This is a genomic window from Paenibacillus sp. PCH8, from assembly GCF_002968835.1.
Lineage (GTDB): Bacteria > Bacillota > Bacilli > Paenibacillales > Paenibacillaceae > Paenibacillus.
Window position 1 is genome coordinate 330,010 of sequence record NZ_PKQK01000004.1, and the last position, 21,421, is coordinate 351,430.

Here is a 21,421-nt window from a genome sequence, read left to right on the forward strand (position 1 = left end):
ATAGCAAAGGACCAAAACTATGGCAAAGATAACGATTAAAGATGTAGCGAGGGAAGCCGGCGTATCCATATCCACGGTCTCGAACGCCTTGAACGGCGTGGATGTCTTAAATCCGGAGACGAAATCGCATGTTCTGAAGGTGGCAGAGCGGTTAAACTATGTGCCCAACCTGAATGGCAAGCTGTTAAAGTCCGGTCAAACCAAAATGTTGGGATTCTTCACCACAAGTGTATCGGGTCCATATTTCTATAAGTTGGTGGAGTCGATGTCTCGTGAATGTGACCGGCTTGGTTATGGGCTGAATGTATTTGTAACCAAGGATAAACAGGTGATTATGAGTAACATTCTGGGTCGCCGGGTGGATGGCGTCATTATTTACGAAGAGCTTCGCATCGATGAGCAGGATATTATTGCGATGGAGAAAGATAAGATCAAGGCTGTTTTTCTGGATCGGATCTTTCAGAGCGATATGATGGGAAGCGTTATTTTTGATTCGTATGTGGCGGCTTACGAAGCAACCAAGTATCTCATTGGGCTTGGACATAAGAAAATAGCTTATATTTCGGGTGTGGATACGATGTTTGACAGTGTGCAACGTAGGGATGGATATCTGGCTGCCTTGCGTGAATACCAGCTTCCGGTAGACGAAGATTACATTATACAAGGGTATTTCGAGGAAGAGAGCACATATAGTGCTATCAAATCCTTTCTTCATCTGTATCCAGGCAAGCGACCTGATGCTTTTCTTGCAGGGAACGATCTGAGTGCAATTGGCTGTATTCATGCATTGAAGTCTGAGGGCTTTGAAGTGCCGCAGGATGTAAGTGTTGTAGGTTTTGACGATATTGATATCGCTCCGTATTTTTCCCCGCCGCTTACGACGGTAAGAAACCAAATTGCAAGGCAGGGCATTCTGGCAATCAAACAACTGGTGGGCATGATCAAGGAAAAAGAGCAAGGCGTTGCTCAAAAATTAGCAGGTGAGCTTGTGGTTAGAGGTTCAAGTCATGTGAAGATCGACCGGAATGATTATCGTACATAAGCTGAGGTATCGTATCCGGTCTTTTTTTACTTCAATGTGAATGAAGGGAGTTTTTATGCCAAGAAATAAAAACGTTTTTATGACGAGAAATACAATGCGGAGGGGAGTACAAGTACGTGGATAAATTAGCCGTCGAAACATCAACAGGTAAAAACACGATACATCCCAATGGGAAAAAGCCCATTGAACAACGGGTCAAAGAATTCGTAGTGGATTATCGAAGACAGTGGGAGATTCAATCCATGATTATCCCTGGCATCATTTTCATGATTATTTTCTGTTATGTTCCGATCTACGGTTTGACGATTGCTTTCAAGAACTACACGGTTATCGACACATTGGCTACCGCTCCTTGGGTTGGGCTAGATAATTTCAGAATCATTTGGTCCGACAAATACTTCTGGGATGCTGTGGTTAACACGCTGGGGATCAGTTTTTTGAAGCTGGGCATCGGTTTCGTCATTCCCATCATTCTCGCAATCATGATATACGAGTTAAACAGCGGACGCTTCAAAAAGTTTGTGCAAACGGTTTCATACTTACCTCACTTTTTGTCCTGGATTGTACTCGGGGCATGCTGATCACTTGGTTCGCAACAACCGGGCTATTTAATCAGTTGCTTCTTAGCCTGGGTGTGATCTCGCAACCACAGAACATTCTGCTGGATGCAGGCAAGTACTGGTGGATCGCCACTTTATCGGATATCTGGAAAGAGGCAGGTTGGGGAACCATTCTGTATCTGGCGATCATGGCGAAGATTGATCCAACGTATTATGAAGCGGCCAAAATCGATGGTGCAAGCCGACTCAGACAGATCTGGAATATTACACTGCCCAACATGAAATCAATCATCAGCCTAAATCTGATTCTAACTGTAAGCGGTTTATTGGGGTCCAATCTGGATCAGACACTGGTGCTGATGAACTCGCAGAACCGCGACAAAGCGGAAGTCATCAATTCGTACGTCTATCGTATGGGGATGTCTCAGGGTGATTTTTCATACGCAACGGCGGTAGGTTTGGGAGTCTCGATCATCTCTGTCATTCTGCTCGTCACGGCGAACAAAATCACAAGCAAATTAAATGATAATCAATCTGTGTTGTAGAAGGAGGCACCCCGCGTGAATGGAAAGGTGGCTAAAGAAGATCTCGATAGTCGAATCTTTGATACCTTAAATATGATTTTGCTCATTATCTGTACGGTTGTTATTCTGGTTCCTCTATGGAATGTCATCATCTCTTCATTTAGTTCGGGCAAGGCGCTGGCGGAAGGTGGATTCATCTTCTGGTCACCCGAGTTCTCGCTGGAGAACTACAGAGCTGTATTCAACGATCAGGGCATCTGGCAGGCATTTTTCATCTCGGTTTCCAAAACAACGATTGGCGTTGTTACACACGTATTCTTCTGTGCCATGGTTGGTTACGGTCTGAGCAAAAAGTACATAAGGGGTCGTAAATTATATGTTGCCATGGGTGTTATTACGATGTTCTTCTCCGGCGGCATGATCCCAACATACCTGTTAATCAAATCACTTGGACTGCTTAACAGCTTCTGGGTGTACATTATTCCGGCGTTATTCAGCTTCTATGATGTCGTGATTCTAATGAATTTCTTCCGAAATGTCCCGGATTCCCTGGAAGAGTCAGCCAAAATGGATGGCGCAGGGGATTGGCATATTTTCCTGAGAATATTCATCCCGCTCTCCATGCCTGCGATGGCTACTATTGCGCTGTTTAACGGGGTCGGTCAATGGAACGACTTCATGACGACCAAGTTGTACATTACCGATCAGTCGCTCTATCCACTTCAGATGATGCTATATGAGATTATCGTGCAGTCCCAGACACAATCCATGCAAAATGTCGGAGGTTCGGCTGTTATCGAAACAACGACGAAAGGAGTGCAGTTAGCCACCATTGTCATCACAACACTACCTATCGTACTGATCTATCCCATCGTTCAGAGATACTTTATCTCGGGAATGATGCTGGGAGCGGTCAAGGAATAGAAGAAACAAACACCCCATTATGAGGAGGAACAAAAACATGTTGAAGTTGAACAAGGCATCAGGCAAAAAAGGGATTAAAATGTTGGCAACACTGCTCACGGCCGTACTTATGATTACAGGTTGCAGCGGTGGATCTGGGGCTCCAGTGAAGGAAACTGGGTATCCATTGAAGATCGCTATACGGTTGACCCGACTAAGCCAGCTTGGCAACTGGATACAAAGGAAGAGGCTACTGACCTGACGTGGTACGTCAATGCAGACTGGTGGAACACCGATTTTGGCAAGGATATTGTCACCAAGAAAATCAAAGAGGATCTGAATATCAATATCAAATTCATCACAGGTGATGATACCAAGTTAAACACCTTTTTTGCCGGTGGAGATATGCCTGACATGCTGACGGTATTTGACTCGAATTCTCCTGTTGTGCAAAAAGCAGCAACCTGGGCTATGCCGCTGAATGATCTGGCCGAGAAATATGATCCTTACTTCAATACCGTTGCGGCCGCTGATACGCTCAACTGGTTCCAACTGGCAGATGGTAAAACCTATGGATATCCGAACTATTCCAACACACAAGCGGATTATGATAGTGGCAACATTCCAGCCAAAACGGCATTTGTCATTCGTAAGGATGTATACGAAGCTTTGGGTAGCCCTGTCATTGGAACACCTGAACAATTCGCGAGTGTCATGCAAGAAATCAAGCAAAAGTTCCCGACACTGATTCCATTTGGCTTCAATGCAGTCGGGGAAGGAACGGGTTCACTCGGGGATACGCTACAGGATTTCATTGGCGTTCCGCTGGAGACCGAATCGGGAGAGTTCTATGATCGCAATCAGGATGAAGATTACCTCACTTGGTTGAAGACACTTAACACGGTATACCGAGACGGAAATATCAGTGATGACAGTTTTGCTGATGATGGAACGGCCTTTGAGGAAAAGGTGAAATCCGGCAAATATGCGACCATGCTGCTTGACGGTACACCTCAGCAGGGAGGCAACCTGCAGATTTACATGAGCGCCAATCCAGGCAAGGATTATGTCGCCATTGATGGACCGCAGAGCATCAAGGGCAATGCACCCACGCTGAATCAATCCGGTATTACGGGTTGGATGATTAATTATATATCCAAGGACTGTGAAGATCCGGCCAAGGCCATTCAGATTTTTACCTACTTGCTGAGTGAAGAAGGCCAGACACTCATGAACTATGGCATTGAAGGTGAGACCTACCAAACTAAATCAGATGGTACCGTTGAATTACTGCCAGCTGTGAAAGATCTGCAATTGAATAATGCGGATAAATTCAAAAAAGACTATCGGATGGGTGAATTCATGTTCTTTGGTCATGACCGTCACAAGGCGCTCAGTGCAGATGCTTTCCCGGAAGCCATTAAACAGATGCAGGAGTGGGGCAAGGGCAAGCTGAAACCACATTTCATTCTGGAGAATATTAGTCCCGACCAAGGTACACCCGAAGCCCGTGCGTTATCGGCGATCAACGCCAAATGGAATACAACGCTGGTCAGTATGATACGATCCAAAGATGACGCATCTTTGGACAATGCACTGGCTGCTTACAAGTCTTTTTTAGGCGAAAACCGGTGGGAAGAGATCGTGAAGGTTCGCAGTGAAAAGATGAAGCAGAACAAAGAGAAACTGGCTATTCAATAAAGAAATCTGGAGGGAATCATATGTCCACATATAGAATCTATAAGTCCACGGGAGAAGATGAATTGTTCGTGCCTGTGTCTCAGGAGCAATTGAAACCGCTCGACTCCGATAAAGGAACGACAACAATCCTACTGAATGACCAGCTTACGTATCAGGAGATCGATGGATTTGGTGCTTCTTTTACCGATTCATCCGTCTACCTGATGAACCAAATATTGACTGAGGAGCAGCGGGATAAAGTGATGTCCCGACTGTTTCATCCAGAGAAGGGGATTGGGTTGTCGGTCATTCGTAATCCGATGGGGGCTTCGGACTATGCCAGAACGGTGTATAGTTATAACGACATGCCTGAACAGCAAACAGACGCGGAATTAACCCAATTCAGCATTTCACATGATGAAGAGGATGTTATTCCTTTAACGCAACAGGCTTTGGCATTGAATCCCGAATTGAAGCTGTTTGCTTCACCATGGAGTGCACCGGGGTGGATGAAAACGAGTGGGTCCATGATTACTGGACAATTGAAGCATGAATGGTACGCCGCTTATGCCGAATATTTCGTGAAATATATCCAAGCCTATGCAGCACATGGATTACCAATCCATGCGATTACGCCACAGAATGAAGCGCTCTATGAACCGGAGCATTATCCGGGTATGTTGATGCCAGCGGAATCGCAAGCAGACTTTATCCAAAATCATCTGAAACCAGCCTTTGTCAGAAACGGAATTTCAACCAAGATTCTCTGTTACGATCACAACTGGGATCAACCGGACTATCCACTGACTGTGCTCGAACAGGCGGGAAAGGACGTTGACGGAGTGGCCTGGCATTGGTATGGAGGTGATGCCTCTGCCCAAACGAAGGTGTATGAAGCTTTTGCGGGTAAAGAAGTACACTTCACTGAAGGCTCAGGCGGGGAGTGGATTCCGCCATTCGAGCAAGCCTTCTCGAATGTGATGCGGACGGGAATTCAGATCCTTCGTAATTACAGCAAGTCATTGGTACTATGGAATATGGCACTAAATGAGAACAATGGGCCGACCGTTCCTGGGTTTGGTCGCAGTACATGCCGTGGGATCGTGCAGGTGAATCAGCAAACGAAGGAACTCACGTATACACTTGATTATTATGCTCTGGCTCATTTCAGTGCTATAATCCGTCCGAAGGCTGTTCGGATTGAGTCAACATCCAGCGATTCATCCATATATTCCGTGGCTTTCAGAAATACAGATGGTTCAGTGGCGTTAGTTCTCTTCAATGATAAAGAAGTGAAGGGGAATGTGCAGGTTAAGCTTCGAGAAGAAGAAATGCTGCAGTTCCAATTGGAGAGCCAAAGTGCCCTATCCATGTTGATTCAACACGATCAGTAAAAAGCAGAGCATCAGGACTTGCGCCTTACGTTGTTCGTACCGTTTGTTGTTTGCGGTACTCCGTGGGAGTAAGTCCTGTATGCTTTTTGAATTGTCTGGAGAAATAATACAGGTCACTGAATCCGAGATGTTCGGCGATTGCCGTAATTGTGCTCGGGGTGCAGGTCAGAAGTTCCTTGGCCTTATTGATTTTTTTACCAGCTATGTAGAGGATCGGAGGCATGCCGATCTGCTGTTTGAAGAATCGAATGAAATAATTCGGATGCATGTAGGCGATCTGGGCCAAGTCCTGGACTGAAATATTGTCTTCGATGTTGGCATCAATGTAAGCCAGTATGGCAGACAGTTTCTCCATGACAGGCACATTGATAAATGAGATCTGATCCAGATCAAGGCTCATGATGTAGTGGGAAAGTAACTCCGTCAGTTTGCTCTTAGCCATCATATGAGCATAGACTTCATCGGATTTCGCATAGGTAAGGATGTCGCTGAAGATTTCCTGAATGAACTCAGGACGATCCATGGTACAGATATGGGGGAACTTCAGGATTTGGAAGAGATTGATTCCCCCAACCTTTGCGCTGAAGTGACACCAGTATTTGAGAAAAGGACGATCATTCATTACGGAGTAGGACTGTTGTATCCCTTCCGGCATTAAAATCAGCTGATTTGGAGCAGGGTAATGCTCCTCATTCCCGACTTTGATCCAACCTTCACCTTCGCATATGAAATAAAACTTGCTGTAGTCGGGCGTGTAATCCAGATCCCGCCAATCTGTTGCACACCGATTATGATTGACCATGAAAAGTTCAACTTGCAGATTGGATAGGTAGCTCGTAAGCAATGTTTTGTGGTTAAACGTTTGGTGATTCATGTTCTTCAACTCCACACAAGGTTAGTATTGTCCATCTTAAAGTTAGTGTTCTGCATGTTTATCCTTACGGCGTAGCTCTACAATACAAGTGCAGACGATAACGGAAGGAATGAGAACAGTTCATGGACAAAAACGAATATTTACAACAGATTGAAGCAACAATTGCCAAGGGGAAATTTAAGGACAACTGGAGTTCGCTTAGCGCATTTCAAGTTCCAGAATGGTACCAGAAGGCAAAATTCGGCATTTTCATCCACTGGGGAATATATTCGGTCCCGGCCTACGATAGTGAATGGTATTCACGAAATATGTACATTCAAGGCTCCAAAGCCTATGAACATCACCTTGCGGTGTATGGACCTCATAAGGAGTTTGGCTATAAAGACTTCATTCCGATGTTTCGGGCAGAGAAATTCGATGCAGACGAATGGGCGACGCTATTCAAACAAGCCGGGGCCAGATATGTTATGCCTGTGGCTGAGCATCATGATGGTTTTCAGATGTACAAGAGCTCTATCTCTCACTATAACACATATGAAATGGGCCCCAAACGGGATCTTCTTGGGGAGATGAAGGCTGCGTACGAGAAGCAGGGGTTAACCTTATGTGTATCGTCCCACCGTGCCGAGCATTGGTTCTTCATGTCTCACGGGAAGCAATTCGATTCAGATATCAAGGAACCGCTGAAGCGTGGGGATTTCTACTGGCCTGCCATGCCGGAACCGGATCATCAGGATCTGTATGGCTCGCCTCCAACCGAGGAGTATCTGGAAGACTGGTTAATTCGCTGCTGCGAACTGGTGGATCAATATCAGCCAAGTGTCTTCTACTTCGATTGGTGGATTCAGACGGTTGCGTTCAAACCCTATCTCAAAAAATTCGCTGCCTATTATTACAACAAAGGCGAAGAGTGGGGCATACCGGTAGCCATTAATTATAAACATGAGGCTTATATGTTTGGCAGTGCCGTTCCAGATGTGGAGCGGGGACAATTCGCTGATCTCAAGCCTTACTTTTGGCAAACGGATACGGCTGTTGCTAAAAATTCATGGTGTTACACGGAGAATAACGACTATAAAACGGCAGAGGAGATCATCCGGGATCTCGTTGATATTGTAAGTAAAAACGGAAGCCTGCTGCTGAACATTGGACCCAAAGCAGACGGTAGCATACCGGATGAAGATCGCGACATTCTGCTGGATATCGGCAAGTGGTTGGAAGTGAATGGAGAAGCGATCTATGACACGTCCTTCTGGCGCACATTTGGTGAAGGGCCGACCGAGGTGAAGGAAGGGCAATTCACGGACGGGGATACGAAGGTCTTCACGAGTGAAGATATCCGGTTTACGGTCAAAGAAAGCAGCCTGTATGCCACGGTTCTTGTCTATCCAGAGGATGGCATTGTTCGTATTCAATCCCTGAAGGAAGGTTCTCATCATTTTCAAGGCATCATTCAGGACATTCAGGTACTTGGCTACGAGGAACAATCGCAATGGGAGAGAACAGCAGACGCTCTGACGATCACAACGACAACTGTGAAGAGTAATGCGCCAGTTGTTTTCAAAATTGAGTTGGATTAGGAGGTGGACGGAGTTCCTTTCATAAGAAGGGGAGACCCGAGGAGATGAAAGAGGTTACTTCTCACTGCTATTGAAATGAAAAGAGCGCATTCCGGGGTATGGTTACTCACCGGAATGCGCTCTTTGAGGGTTGATTCACTTTATCACAATAATCGATATCCTGTAATGAATTACACTCGCTTCCGGGTTCGAGTTGTGGACGGGCGAGATTTGGTGCCTCGCTTTTGGGATAATCGATGTATCTTCCGTCTGCGTTTGACTGTACGATGCGGGACATGACGGGGCATTTTTTTATCGATAGGTTGTGTAAGTGGTTGGAGTGCCGGCGGTTCACATGGTTCATCCTGTAGTTCCTTCAAAGCTGTGTAGCTTATCGGCAAGATATTCAATGCTTTCATTGTTCGGGGGATTTCCGCATTAATGAACACGGAAAGTTCACGTTCCCGAATGTCCGTCCATTCTGAAATTTGACGCAGAACGTCGTCTACATAGCCAGGGTGACATACAATCTCGGTGATTCCCTCAGGCAGAGAAACCAAATGATGAAGCAGTCGCTGTAAACCCTCATTGTCTCCATAAGTATCCAACAGAATCGTCTCGGTCATCCGGGGTATAGGCCCAATGGGGATGGGATGAACGATCTGAGATCTACGAAGAGGAACGTTTTCCCGAATTGCTTTTTCCGCCATAATTTCATATATCATGGGATCGTTCTGATGTAACAAGTGATGGGAATCCAAATGTGCAGGATAACGGGTCGTTTCTATAAACCGATTCCATTGTGCATCGAGTTCTTTGGTAATATCAACGGGATCTCTTACCAATGCACTATTTCCTTTATGAAAAGAACCATCCGGTCTCACTAGAGAAGGTACGCTACCCGGATTGGAAACAGGGTACCCGTAAGTGAGATTGAAATGTAGACCGATTCCGAGGTCCGGTGATGCACGGGCAGAACACACTGCATGATCGAAGCCCGGCATGTTGACCATCATCGATGTGCTCGTAATACCCCCTGCTTGATAGGCTTTCATAATCCCTACGTTAATAGCAGGCGAGAGTCCGAAGTCGTCCGCATTAATAATTACTTGCCTGCTCATATCCGTAACTCCCCTTTCTTGGATTGAGAACAAATCGAATATCATCTCCCCAATATATTAAAGGAACCAAGGTATGGATCGTTCATTCGCACAGGTCTGCTAAAAATCTTACTCCTATTGAATCAATATTCTTAGCCGTTTCGAGTCCGTCAAAGGTAGCCTGAACACCGCAAGATAAGTGGATGCATGTCCGCTCGCAGATAGAAATATTCAGCTCTTACTGCGAACACGTTCTCGAAAATATTTGCCAATCCCACTCCGCTCAATGTTTCACTCCTGATTGAGATACTGCGTAAATTGCTGGCCTTGGTCCATCATTCGGATTTGAAAAAGGAACCAAAAGCCTCATAGGTTTGGGTACGATTTCCAACGGAATAACCACTGGATTGGCTATTCCTGTAACTGCACAGACACGTCTGCTGCTGGTATTTTCCGCAACGGCAGCCGGACTCGTACTTGTGAATACGGTTGTCGGTTATGCAAGTGGAGGCGTGAATATCACCTGATCGGATATAATTCCTCATACGAACGGCATGAGAATTCTCATGTCGTTCTTTTTCTTGCATGATAAATTTGGGTATCAGGTCTTAGTCGTAAAGAACTGTTTGAATCTATTATTTATCAAGATCGTGCATGAATGCGAAAGAAGTAATAAAATACGTAAGCGACATCAGACATATAAAAGCATTTAATAGACTTATTTTCTATATTTTTCAATAAAGTGCTTGTATATATCGAATAATGATTTTATACTATACCAATAAAATACAATTAAATTCCTAATAGACTAGTATATGTAATTTAAAACGTTTTTCAATCACCCGAACCACGATCGGATTTCATATGCACTACTCCTTAGCAAGCGTTCTGCTAACGCTCCTGATTACCCTTCCACATGAATGCTTATTGACATTCACTCGCATGGCATAACCCAAACACCCAAACCGATCACTCTCATGGCTTAATCCGAGTTGTTCAATCTCCTAAACTTCCAAGCGAAAAATCATAGACTGATCTGCTATCTCTTCTGACTCATATTGTTCCCTAACCATACCTGTAAAGGAGGTGAGGCTTTATGTGAAACCCAGGGCGTCTATTTCGTCCGCAATAAAGGTTATTTTATCGTCTTAATTCGCAGAGAAGGGCACTTGTACCAGACTAAATTACAAAACCGGGTAAAGGGAGTGGAAAAGTTTGATAAAGATTAATCGGTTACGCAAGCCCATCTCCATGGGGCTCTCGCTTCTCCTTGCATTTTCGATCATTCATCCGGTTTCAGCTGAAAACTCCACATCATCGAAAATGGATATGAAATCTGGACTCGCCAAGGTTTCGGAATCCAAAGTAAACGCCAAGTTATCCAAAGAATTCGACGGTAGCGAATACGTTACCTATTTGGTGAAAATGAAGGAACAAGTGGACACGGCGGCCGTCTCCAAACAAGCCTTGGAAAAGGCGACCATCGCTAAACAAACGGCCTCAGCCACGAAGCTGTCCGTTCGAAGCTCGGTCGTCAGCTCTCTGCGGGAAACCGCCTCACGCACACAATTTACATTGGAAAATTATCTGGAAAAGGAAGTTGACCAGGGCAAGGTCAAAGAATATAAAAGCTATTTTATCATCAATTCATTGGCGGTAACGAGCACCAAAGAAGTCATGGAGCAGATTGCCCTGCTGCCTGAGGTGGAGAAGATTCTACCGAATGAGACACGATATCTGCAAAAAGCTGAAGTGAGTAAAGAGTCGTCAAGCGTTGCTCCTGCCAAGGGTGTAGTTGAAACGCCAGCACAATCTTCGGGCAATGATGCCAGCGTTGGTGTCAAAGACAAAGAGCCTGCAGTCAAAGATAAGCTGCTGACCGAGAATGTGGAATGGAACATTGATTATATCAATGCGCCAGCCGTATGGGATAGGGGCATTGATGGAACAGGAATTGTCGTTGCCAATCTGGACAGTGGTGTAGACTACACCCATCCGGCGCTTCGCAGCAAATGGCGGGGACTCGATGCTTCGGGCAATATTGTTGATCCCGAGCTGAGTTGGTATGATCCGCACAGTAACGCTTCCCTTCCTGCGGACGAAGATGGGCATGGTACGCACACCATGGGTACGATGGTTGGCTCCGAAGAGGATGGCACCAACCAGATCGGGGTTGCTCCCGGTGCGAAATGGATTGGTGTGCGAATATTCAATCCGGAAACGACGGATGCCATTATTCTGGATGGAGGACAGTGGCTTATCGCTCCGGTGGATGCTGAAGGCAATCTGCATCCTGAACTTGCACCGGATGTGGTTAACAATTCGTGGGGCGGAGGGGCAGGTCTGGATGAATGGTTCCGGCCTATGGTTCAAGCCTGGCGTGATGCGCAGATCTTTCCCGAGTTCTCTGCCGGAAATGTGAGATTGACGAATCCGGGTGGGCCCGGATCTGTCGCAAACCCTGCGAATTACCCGGAAAGTTTCGCAACAGGAGCGACAGATGTCAATGGTAATCTGGGTTCCTTCTCACTGTTGGGTCCATCTCCTTATGGTGAGATCAAACCGGAAGTGTCAGCCCCTGGGGTAAATATCCGTTCAGCAGTTCCAGGCGGTGTGTATGAGGGCGGCTGGAACGGTACATCGATGGCAGGCCCGCATACCACTGCACTCGCAGCACTGCTGCTTCAAGCTAACCACTCACTTACTGTGGATCAACTGGAGCAGATCATTATGGATACCGCGACGCCGAGAACGGACAGTCAGTATCCAACCACGCCAAACAACGGGTATGGTCACGGCATCATTAATGCCCTGGATGCTGTGGGTTCTGTAATGGAAGGAATAGGCACAGTATCGGGAAGAGTTGTTACAGCCGGAGATGATCTGGAAGAACCGGTGTTGCAACATACTCCCGTTAACTCTGCATTTACAGGTCTTGATATTCCTTTAACGGCACATGTGACAGATAACGTCGCGGTAATCTCCGTTGAGGCTTTTGCCAAAACGACAGGTACAAGTCAGTATGTCTACCTGCCGATGAACCGCATTGCCGGGGATAGCAAGGGTGGTACGTATACAGCGACCATTCCGGCATTTCTCATTGAGCCGCAAGGCGTAGAGTATTATATCCGGGTGAATGATTACGGCAACAACGGATTCGAAAGTCAGGTGTACAAAGTGGCTGTGTCCAATGGTGTTCAACCAGGATACATCCAGGATTTTGAAGAAGATCAACTGGGCTTCACGACGGGTGGAACCGGAAGTACATGGGTATGGGGAGCACCAACCAGTGGTCCTGGAAGTGCATACTCCGGTGATAAGGTGATTGCAACCAATGTGCAAGGGACATATGTTGCGAATAGCAATGCTTATCTGCTTGCACCACCTATTGATCTCACCGAGAGTCCAGAAGGGGCGTTATTATCCTTCAAACACTGGTATGACCTGGAGAATAATATTGATTTTGGTAAGGTATACATCGCTTCAGAAGATAGTGACTATGTGTTTGAAGAGTTGTTAGCCTTTACGGGCACGGGTGGTAGTTGGAAGACGCAATATGTGGACCTTCGCGAATACGCGGGACAGCAGGTGTTTATCAAATTCAACTTGACCAGTGATAAGTCGGTGCAAAAGGCTGGTTTGTACATTGATGATTTCGCTGTTGAGGAACTGAATGATCTTGCACCGGGAGCTCCTGCGGGATTAAATGCGACCGCTGATATTCTGGGCAATGTGACCCTGAGCTGGACTGGATCGAACGATGAGGATCTCGAATCCTATATCGTATATCGTTCCACAACATCCGGTACAGGCTATGAATCGATTGGAAGTACAGGAGGAACGACATTTACGGATACGGCTACAGTGACGGATTCGACCTATTATTATACCGTTGCCGCACTCGATTATAGTGGCAATGAAAGCGACAAGTCGAATGAGGTATCCATCACCGTGGAGGTCCCTGAAGACATGTACCTCGATCATTTCGATGGCGGTGATGACAACGGGTGGACACATTCGGGAACCAAAGACGAGTGGGAGCGTGGTACTCCGGTATCTGGACCTGCCAGCGCGGTTTCTCCGCCGAATGTATGGGCGACTGATCTCGACAATACGTACGAGAATGGTTCCAACTATTCACTTGTATCTCCGATCATTGATTTGACTGACGTGCCTGAAGGGACGCTCACGTTCAATCACTGGTACGAGATTGAGGGCGGCTATGATTATGGATATGTGGAAGTCACCAATAATGGTGGATCAACTTGGTCGGAACTTGGCAAATTCTCGCACAATACGAACGGTAAACAATGGACACCGGTATTCTATAACCTGGATGCACTGACAGGTAGTGAAGTACAATTCCGGTTCCGCCTGACCTCAGACAACAGTGTCGTGAAGACAGGCTGGTTCATTGATGACTTCCGGGTGCTGGGGATTGCAGCGGAGACGGTAACAGAGGACAATGCTGTCATACTTAACAGTGACAAGCCGAAACCATCCTATGATAATCCTTGGTACAAAATTTCACGAACGGACAAAGCGGAATTCAACCAAACGAAGCAACAACAACCGGATGTAGAAAAACCGGGAACCGGTTCGGTTAATCCACAAAGTCTGCCTGCAAGTGCAACGGTGACCGTACTGGAAACCGGACGTTCGGTGAAGACCGATTCAACGACTGGAAAGTACAGCTTCACACATGTGGCAGGTGATTACACGTTAAAGGCTGAGGCATACGGATATTATCCTCGAACTCAGCAGGTGACGATCACTGACGGTAGCGGAGCCAAAGCCAACTTCAATCTGGAGACGATCCCATATGGACAGATTGAAGGTGTAATCACGGATGAGCGGACAGGTCAACCTCTGGTGGATGCTTCCGTTCTAGTGGTGGAAGATGCTCAGGTAGGTGAAGTTCGTACAGGCTCAGATGGCAGCTTCGTTCTTCAGGTACTGGAAGGAAATTATAGCTTGTCTATCCGGGCTGCTGATTATTACAGTAAAACGGTTAGTGTAACTGTACCTGGTAATGGAACGGTAGAGGCAAATGTTGCCTTGAAACCGTTCATCGGTTTCCCAGGGGAAATCGCTTATGATGATGGAACTGCAGAGAATGCGAGAGCTTTTGTAGCTGCGGATAATGCCTGGGCAGTTCGAATGACACCAGAGCTAAAGACCGCCCAACTGACAGGTGCATCGTTCCGATTCTGGAACACGGAATGGCCAGTACCCGGGGGGACTGCATTCCAATATGCCGTATATGATGCATCCGGTGCTGGCGGAGCTCCTGGACGACAGCTGGCTGGACCATTCAATGGTACTGCACTTCGTAATGATCAGTGGACATCCGTGGATTTCCCGGAACCGGTAATCGTAACTGGGGATTTCTACATCGTGTATGTACAGAGCGTGGCTGGCACAAGCGCTCCAGGACTGGCAACCGATGAGAACAGTACCAATGCTGCACGAAGCTGGCAGCGTGTAGGTGGAGCATGGAGCACCGCACCTGCGGAAGAAGGCAATTACATGATTCGTGCAGTCGTGCAGTATCCGGTTCATGCGCCGGTACTTACGTCACCTAAGAACACGTATACGAATCAATCAACCTTCACCGTATCAGGAACGTCTCCAGCATCCGGAGCTCAAATCAAGCTGTACAATGGCAAGGATCTGGCTGGAACAACAACGATAGTAGATGGGAAATTCTCGTACGGGGTGAAGCTTCGTGCAGGAATCAATGCAATCACGGCTGAGGCAGTGGTCAACGGAAAAACAACGGATCGTTCGCTTCCCGTCGTCATCATTCTGGATCAGACCAAACCACAGTTGACGATTCTTACCCCGGCTCAAAATAGCCGAACTAATGCAGAAGTTGTTCACGTAACGGGTAATGTCGTGGAACAATTCCTTAATAAAGTAACCATCAACGGACAAACCGTACAAGTGGGCAAAGACAGAAGTTTCAGTCATCGCTTATTGGTTAGTCAAGGCGAGAACAAGATCACCATTACGGCAACAGATCTTGCTGGCAACCAAACAACCGTTAACCGCACCGTTTACGTGGAAACGGGGTTGCCTGAACTTGCAAACATTACTCCGGCAGAAGATGTGCGAATCACATCAGGTGAGAGTGTGACCGTTTCATTTGACAGCAAACCGGGACTTCAAGCATCCTTCCGGATTCAGTTACCGCTGAATCTGAATGCGCAGGAGGCAGGAGAAGTTCCATTGGTAGAAACCGAGCCTGGTCGTTATACAGGGACGTACAACACACCTTCTTCTCTTGTCCTTGAGGGTGGCGTCATTGTAATCCGTGCTCAGGATGCAGCAGGCAACAAAGTGGAAGTGAAAGCAGCGGGCAAGTTGTTCGTAAGTGCAGCACAAGAGCAACCTGCTCCAGAGGTAGATTCCAGCCCAGCAGAGTCGGAACTCACTGCACCTTCGACTGAAGACCTGCTGCCTTAATCACTCCCAATGTGACACTCATGACAATTTGTTCCACTATTCATACAATCAACCGACAAGCCAAAGTACCAGGGCTTGTCGGTTTTTCTTTTTCACGTCGAGTTGTTTCAGTTGTACAAATGATCTCTTTCTTCACATTAATGATATAACATGATATATTAGGATGTAAGACATACGAAGTAATGGTTGTTAATGGAGGTGCTCGTATTGGGGAAGGACTCGGCTTCCAAGCCGATGTATGAACAGATCTTTGAGTCGCTTAGAGAACGTATACAGCTTCATCAATATAAGGTTGGTGAGCGTGTGCCATCAGAGAAAGAATTATGTGATGAATTCGGAGTTAGCCGGATTACGACCAAAAAGGCACTGGAGATGTTGGCCAATGAACACCTGATTGTTCGTCAGCCAGGTCGCGGTTCATTTGTAGCGAACACTGCGCATGAGGGACTGAGCCGTCTATCTCAGCCTTCCGTAGGGAAAGAACAAGAGAGAAAGCTGCTTATCGGTCTCGTCATTACCAATTTTAGCGACATGTACGGTACGGAACTTCTATATGGCATGGAGGAAGCTTCCCGGGAACATGATTGTTTTCTTGTGTTAAGACGGTCCTTTGGCATTCCCGAACAGGAGGAGCAGAGCATTCGGGAGCTTCTGGAGCTGGGTGTGGACGGTTTAATTATCTTTCCTGCGCAGGGCGAGTATTTCAGTGATGAAATACTGAAGCTGGTCGTCAGCAAATTTCCCTTTGTCATGATTGACCGTTATCTGAAGGGTATTCCAGCCTCTTCTGTAAGTACGGATAATGCAGGCGCAGCAAGGGAAGGTGCGAATTATCTCTTTGATCTGGGACATCAACACATTGCATTTCTGACCCAGCCCCCGGCGAATACGACAGCAATTGAAGAACGAATTGAAGGCATTACAGAAGCTCATAATGATCAGGGCGTGCTAGTAAACAGGGAACTGTGGGTTGAATCCTTTCTGTCGTCATTGCCGAGTGAATTCGATCCTGAAGCCAAGATCCGTGATGTTCAGATGCTTGTGGAGCATATGCAAAAGTATCCCCAGATTTCAGCTTTATTTGCTGCGGAATATGATATTGCGTTGATTGCCGAACAGGCAGCGGAGCGACTGGGGTTGCATGTTCCCGAGGACCTGTCGATCATCTGTTTTGATAACCCGCACCGTTCTGAGAACTGCCGGATCACTCATCTGAAACAAAATCAGTTTGAGATGGGGAAGACCGCGTTTGAGATGGTTCTACAGAACATGAAGAACAATGAATCAACCGGGGTGAAAAGAATTCTTTTACCTGCTCGCCTCGTGGAGGGAACAACGACAAGTCACGTTAAAGGCTAAATAGTCTTATGACAGTATGATATACCATATGCAACACATTGGAGGGACTTCGATACAAGAAGTCTCTTTTTTATGTATTTTAATTTACTTTCATCCCAAAAGTTGTCATATCATTTAAAATTAACTTTGTACTTAACATGCTGATATACAAATAAATATATTGACATAACATTTAATTCGTTTTAGGATGATGAAAGCGGTTAACAAACATCAGTGACCAAGGAGGACATATGCAGATCACGAGAAAAGAACAAGATATTTCTCCCTCGATCTATCAGATGATAGACCAGATTAAGGAACGTATGCCGGAGCATCCCGAGCTTGTAGATATGTTCAGGAATTGTTTTACCAACACGATGGCAACGACCATTCAACGCAAAGAAGATGGAACCACTTTTGTCATTACAGGTGATATTCCAGCTATGTGGTTAAGGGATTCAGCGGCACAGGTCAGACCCTATCTCGTTCTGGCTTCACAAGATAAAGATGTGGCTGATATGATCGCCGGATTGGTTGAGCGGCAACTGAGCTATGTTCTGCTTGATCCTTATGCAAACGCTTTTAATGAAACAGAGAGCGGGAAAGGTCATCAGGCAGACCTGACACAAATGAATGATTGGATCTGGGAACGAAAATATGAGATTGACTCGTTGGCTTATCCGATCCAGCTTAGTTATCTCTTATGGAAAAATACAGGCAGGACCGATCAGTTCAATGATACGTTCCGTAAGGCAATCAAGGTGATTATGCAGTTATGGCAAGTGGAACAGCATCATGAGTCAAAATCTCCATATTCATTCCAGCGTTTGCATGCTCCTGTGACAGATACACTCGGCAGGGAGGGACGCGGTACAGAAACAGCATATACAGGCATGACCTGGTCGGGGTTCCGTCCGAGTGATGACCGCTGTGAATATGGATATCTGATTCCATCCAACATGTTCGCGGTTGTTGCGCTTAGGTATGTGCAGGAAATTGCTGAAAGCGTATATCGGGATGCAACGATGGGGAAACGGCCCGTATACTGGCCGAAGAAATCGACACAGGCATTCAGCAGTACGGGCGGGTGGAACATCCCGAATTCGGAACGATATATGCTTATGAGACGGACGGAATGGGCAATCACAATCTGATGGATGATGCCAATGTGCCGAGCCTGCTGTCCTTACCTTATCTCGGATACGTTGGGGAAGACGATGAAGTGTATCAGAATACACGGAAGTTCATTCTGTCCTCTCACAACCCGTATTTCTATGAGGGTACAGCTGCTTCAGGGATTGGTAGCCCGCATACACCTGAAGGCTATATATGGCATATTGCCTTATCCATGCAGGGTCTGACTACAACAGATGAGAAGGAGAAAATGCGATTGCTTCAGCTTATTCAACGGACGGATGCCGATACCGGGCTGACTCACGAAGGATTCTCAGCTGACAATCCGCATGAGTATACACGGCCATGGTTTTCCTGGTCGAACATGCTTTTCAGTGAACTTATGATGGACTATTGCGGATTTCGCGTACAGAAATAGGATGAGGAAACAAGAGGAAACCTGCGAGTAGATTATATCGTGCAGAGTTCAGTGAATTCTAGTGATTCTAGTGAATTCCGACCAAGAGGAGAGCGAACGATGAGAAAAATATCATTGAAATTGCCAGTAGCAGCAGTTATGACGTCCTTACTTATTCTTACTACAGCCTGTTCGGGTGGAAGTTCCAGTACAGGTACAACCAGTGATGGCAAGAGGGAAGTCACCGTATCATTCCGTTCTTCAGGATCAGAAGATACCCTTACGAAATTCTTTCAGTCTGGTTTGGTGGATCAATTTGAGAAAGAAAATCCGGATATCAAAATCAACATTGCACCCGTACTCGCCAGTGAAGGCGATTATACATCCAAAATGGTATTACAGATGAAATCACCCGATACTGCGCCTGATGTGATTGCCGAAGATACTTCCATTATTAAGTCCGATGCGGCAGCTGGATATTTGGAGCCCCTGGATGAACAGGTCAAAGGCTGGTCCGATTGGAATGCACATATTATCGATAATCTGAAAGCGGGTGTAACCGGGGAAGACGGCAAAATCTACGGTGTTCCAGCGACTTCAGATACACGGGGCATCTGGTATAACAAGGATCTGTTCCAGCAAGCCGGGTTGGATGTTCCGTTCAAACCCGCAAGTTGGGCAGAAGTGCTCGAAGCAGCTCGCACGATCAAGCAGAAGCTGCCGGGTGTGACGCCGTTGAACATGATTGTGGGCAAAGCCAACGGTGAAGGTGTTACGATGCAAACGCTTGAAATGCTGCTATATGGTACGGATGACACGCTGTACGACGATGCGAGCAAGAAATGGGTCGTAAACAGTCCCGGATTGCTGGATTCATTCAAATTCATTGACCAAGTGTTTAATACGGACAAAACGGGTCCGACCATGCAAGTTGCGCTGAATGGTCAGGCAGGAAGCATTGCATTCCAGCAGCAGTTCCCGCAAGACAAGCTTGCGATGGCTGTAGATGGCAGCTGGGCAGGATCGACGTGGGCAGAGAATGGAGCTGCACCGATCGCAAATGTCGAAGAGAAGATAGGCTTCGCACCATTCCCTACACAGAATGGACAGGAGCCAGGAGCCACAACCATGTCGGGAGGATGGGCATGGTCCGTTCCGGCCCAAGCCAAAGACAAGGAAGCTGCATGGAAATTTATCGAGTTCCTGATGAACAAGGAAAATGCGACTGCACGCGTGGTAGCCGAGGGTAGCCTTAGTCCGCGTGACGATTCCACCGAAGTCGAAGGGTATACGGATCGTCCATATACGAAGGAAGCACAGGAGTTGCTCAAAGTTGCTCACTTCCGCCCAGCGAATGATCAGTATGCTGCGGTATCAGCCCAATTGCAGAGCATCGTAGAGAGCATTGCCTCTGGCAAGCTGACTCCGGAAGATGCCATCCAACAATTAAAGGACAATGTATCCCGCTCCGTTGGAGCTGACAGCATCGAAGAAAAATAACGACATCGATATATTCGGAAGGGGAGCGCAGACTCCCCTTTTTCCGGTTCGAATGGAGAGTGACTTATGAAAAGGAAAGCCCCAGGCGCATTTCTGTTTCTAATGCCTTCCGTAATGCTATTGCTTGTATTTTTTATCATTCCTATCATTCTGACGATCTGCTTTGCCTTTACGAACATGGCTCTGACCGGGGCGGCAGCGAAGAGTCTTGAATTTGTCGGATTCCAGAACTTCATTAACATGTTCCAGGACCCGGACTTCCGGATTAGTGTCTGGCGAACATTGGTGTTCCTGATCTTCTCCGCCGTGATTGGACAGGTACTTCTGGGATTCATACTGGCTCTATTAATGAAAGAAAAGAATGTGACCTTCCGCCGGGTCATCGGAATTATCGTCATCGCAGGCTGGGTAACACCAGAGATCGTTGTAGCTTTTTGTATGGTTGCTTTTTTTAGCGACAGTGGTTCGCTGAATCAGATGCTTGGCTGGTTTGGAGTTAGCCCGATCTCTTGGCTGTTCAGCTTCCCGATGGTGAGTGTCATCATCGCGAATATATGGCACGGGACTGCGTTCTCCATGATGGTATACCAATCGGCACTGGATGATATACCTAAGGAAGTCGAAGAGGCTGCCATTATTGACAGTGCCACCGGATTTCAGATTATTCGCCACATTACCATTCCGATGGTAAAGGGCTCGATCGTCACGAACATGATGCTGGTTACGTTGCAGACACTCGGCGTGTTCACCCTGATCTATACGATGACAGGTGGCGGTCCGGGTACGTCAACGCAGACCTTGCCGATATTTATGTACAATCAAGCTTTTGTGAACTATCAGTTTGGTTACGGTACAGCCATATCGCTTGTGCTCCTGTTCATCGGAATTATAGCGAGTCTGTTCTACATGCGATCCATGAAAGTGAAAGTGTAACAATAAAGGAGGTGT

The 21,421-nt window shown here is 46.6% G+C and carries 12 protein-coding genes and 2 pseudogenes; 12 read left to right on the forward strand and 2 right to left on the reverse strand.

What is annotated here, in order from left to right; genetic code table 11:
* Positions 1–19 precede the first annotated feature (19 nt).
* The 5 genes and pseudogenes from C0Q44_RS23025 (at position 20) to C0Q44_RS23045 (ending at position 6,103) form a co-directional block, all read left to right on the forward strand.
* Positions 20–1,042, forward strand: coding sequence for a LacI family DNA-binding transcriptional regulator (locus tag C0Q44_RS23025; RefSeq protein ID WP_105409551.1), 1,023 nt, complete (start codon positions 20–22; stop codon positions 1,040–1,042).
* Between the two features lie 116 nt (positions 1,043–1,158).
* Positions 1,159–2,147 (forward strand): annotated as a pseudogene (locus tag C0Q44_RS23030) (ABC transporter permease).
* Positions 2,148–2,162: 15 nt separating this feature from the next.
* Entirely contained in the window at positions 2,163–3,050 is an 888-nt protein-coding gene (locus C0Q44_RS23035) for a carbohydrate ABC transporter permease (RefSeq protein ID WP_105409552.1), read from the forward strand.
* Between the two features lie 120 nt (positions 3,051–3,170).
* On the forward strand, positions 3,171–4,730 hold the full coding sequence (locus C0Q44_RS23040; protein ID WP_258166512.1) for a type 2 periplasmic-binding domain-containing protein: 1,560 nt from the start codon (positions 3,171–3,173) through the stop codon (positions 4,728–4,730).
* 20 nt (positions 4,731–4,750) lie between these two features.
* On the forward strand, positions 4,751–6,103 hold the full coding sequence (locus tag C0Q44_RS23045; protein WP_105409553.1) for a glycoside hydrolase family 30 protein: 1,353 nt from the start codon (positions 4,751–4,753) through the stop codon (positions 6,101–6,103).
* A 25-nt stretch (positions 6,104–6,128) separates the two neighbouring features.
* On the opposite strand, the gene C0Q44_RS23050 is transcribed toward C0Q44_RS23045, so the two are convergent.
* Positions 6,129–6,977, reverse strand: coding sequence for an AraC family transcriptional regulator (locus tag C0Q44_RS23050; RefSeq protein WP_105409554.1), 849 nt, complete (start codon positions 6,975–6,977; stop codon positions 6,129–6,131).
* Between the two features lie 122 nt (positions 6,978–7,099).
* Between C0Q44_RS23050 and C0Q44_RS23055 the strand changes: the two genes are divergently transcribed.
* Positions 7,100–8,557 carry an alpha-L-fucosidase gene (locus C0Q44_RS23055; RefSeq protein WP_105409555.1) on the forward strand — a complete coding sequence of 486 codons (1,458 nt, stop codon included), beginning with the start codon at positions 7,100–7,102 and terminating at the stop codon, positions 8,555–8,557.
* A 170-nt stretch (positions 8,558–8,727) separates the two neighbouring features.
* Here C0Q44_RS23055 and C0Q44_RS23060 read toward each other — a convergent pair whose 3' ends face one another.
* Positions 8,728–9,657, reverse strand: a complete 930-nt coding sequence (locus C0Q44_RS23060; RefSeq protein WP_181151143.1) for a carbohydrate deacetylase — start codon at positions 9,655–9,657, stop codon at positions 8,728–8,730.
* Between the two features lie 353 nt (positions 9,658–10,010).
* Between C0Q44_RS23060 and C0Q44_RS23065 the strand changes: the two genes are divergently transcribed.
* The 6 genes and pseudogenes from C0Q44_RS23065 to C0Q44_RS23090 all read left to right on the forward strand — a co-directional run bounded on the left by C0Q44_RS23065 (position 10,011) and on the right by C0Q44_RS23090 (position 21,406).
* Positions 10,011–10,163 carry a hypothetical protein gene (locus tag C0Q44_RS23065; protein ID WP_308737459.1) on the forward strand — a complete coding sequence of 51 codons (153 nt, stop codon included), beginning with the start codon at positions 10,011–10,013 and terminating at the stop codon, positions 10,161–10,163.
* A 688-nt stretch (positions 10,164–10,851) separates the two neighbouring features.
* Positions 10,852–16,104: a S8 family peptidase gene (locus tag C0Q44_RS23070; protein ID WP_105409557.1), complete on the forward strand. Its 5,253-nt coding sequence runs from the start codon at positions 10,852–10,854 to the stop codon at positions 16,102–16,104.
* Between the two features lie 198 nt (positions 16,105–16,302).
* Positions 16,303–17,463: a GntR family transcriptional regulator gene (locus C0Q44_RS23075; RefSeq protein ID WP_308737465.1), complete on the forward strand. Its 1,161-nt coding sequence runs from the start codon at positions 16,303–16,305 to the stop codon at positions 17,461–17,463.
* A gap of 230 nt (positions 17,464–17,693) precedes the next feature.
* A pseudogene (locus C0Q44_RS23080) lies at positions 17,694–18,994 on the forward strand (glycoside hydrolase family 125 protein).
* Positions 18,995–19,093: 99 nt separating this feature from the next.
* Positions 19,094–20,473 carry an extracellular solute-binding protein gene (locus C0Q44_RS23085; protein ID WP_105409559.1) on the forward strand — a complete coding sequence of 460 codons (1,380 nt, stop codon included), beginning with the start codon at positions 19,094–19,096 and terminating at the stop codon, positions 20,471–20,473.
* A 66-nt stretch (positions 20,474–20,539) separates the two neighbouring features.
* On the forward strand, positions 20,540–21,406 hold the full coding sequence (locus C0Q44_RS23090; RefSeq protein ID WP_105409560.1) for a carbohydrate ABC transporter permease: 867 nt from the start codon (positions 20,540–20,542) through the stop codon (positions 21,404–21,406).
* The last annotated feature ends 15 nt before the right edge of the window (positions 21,407–21,421 follow it).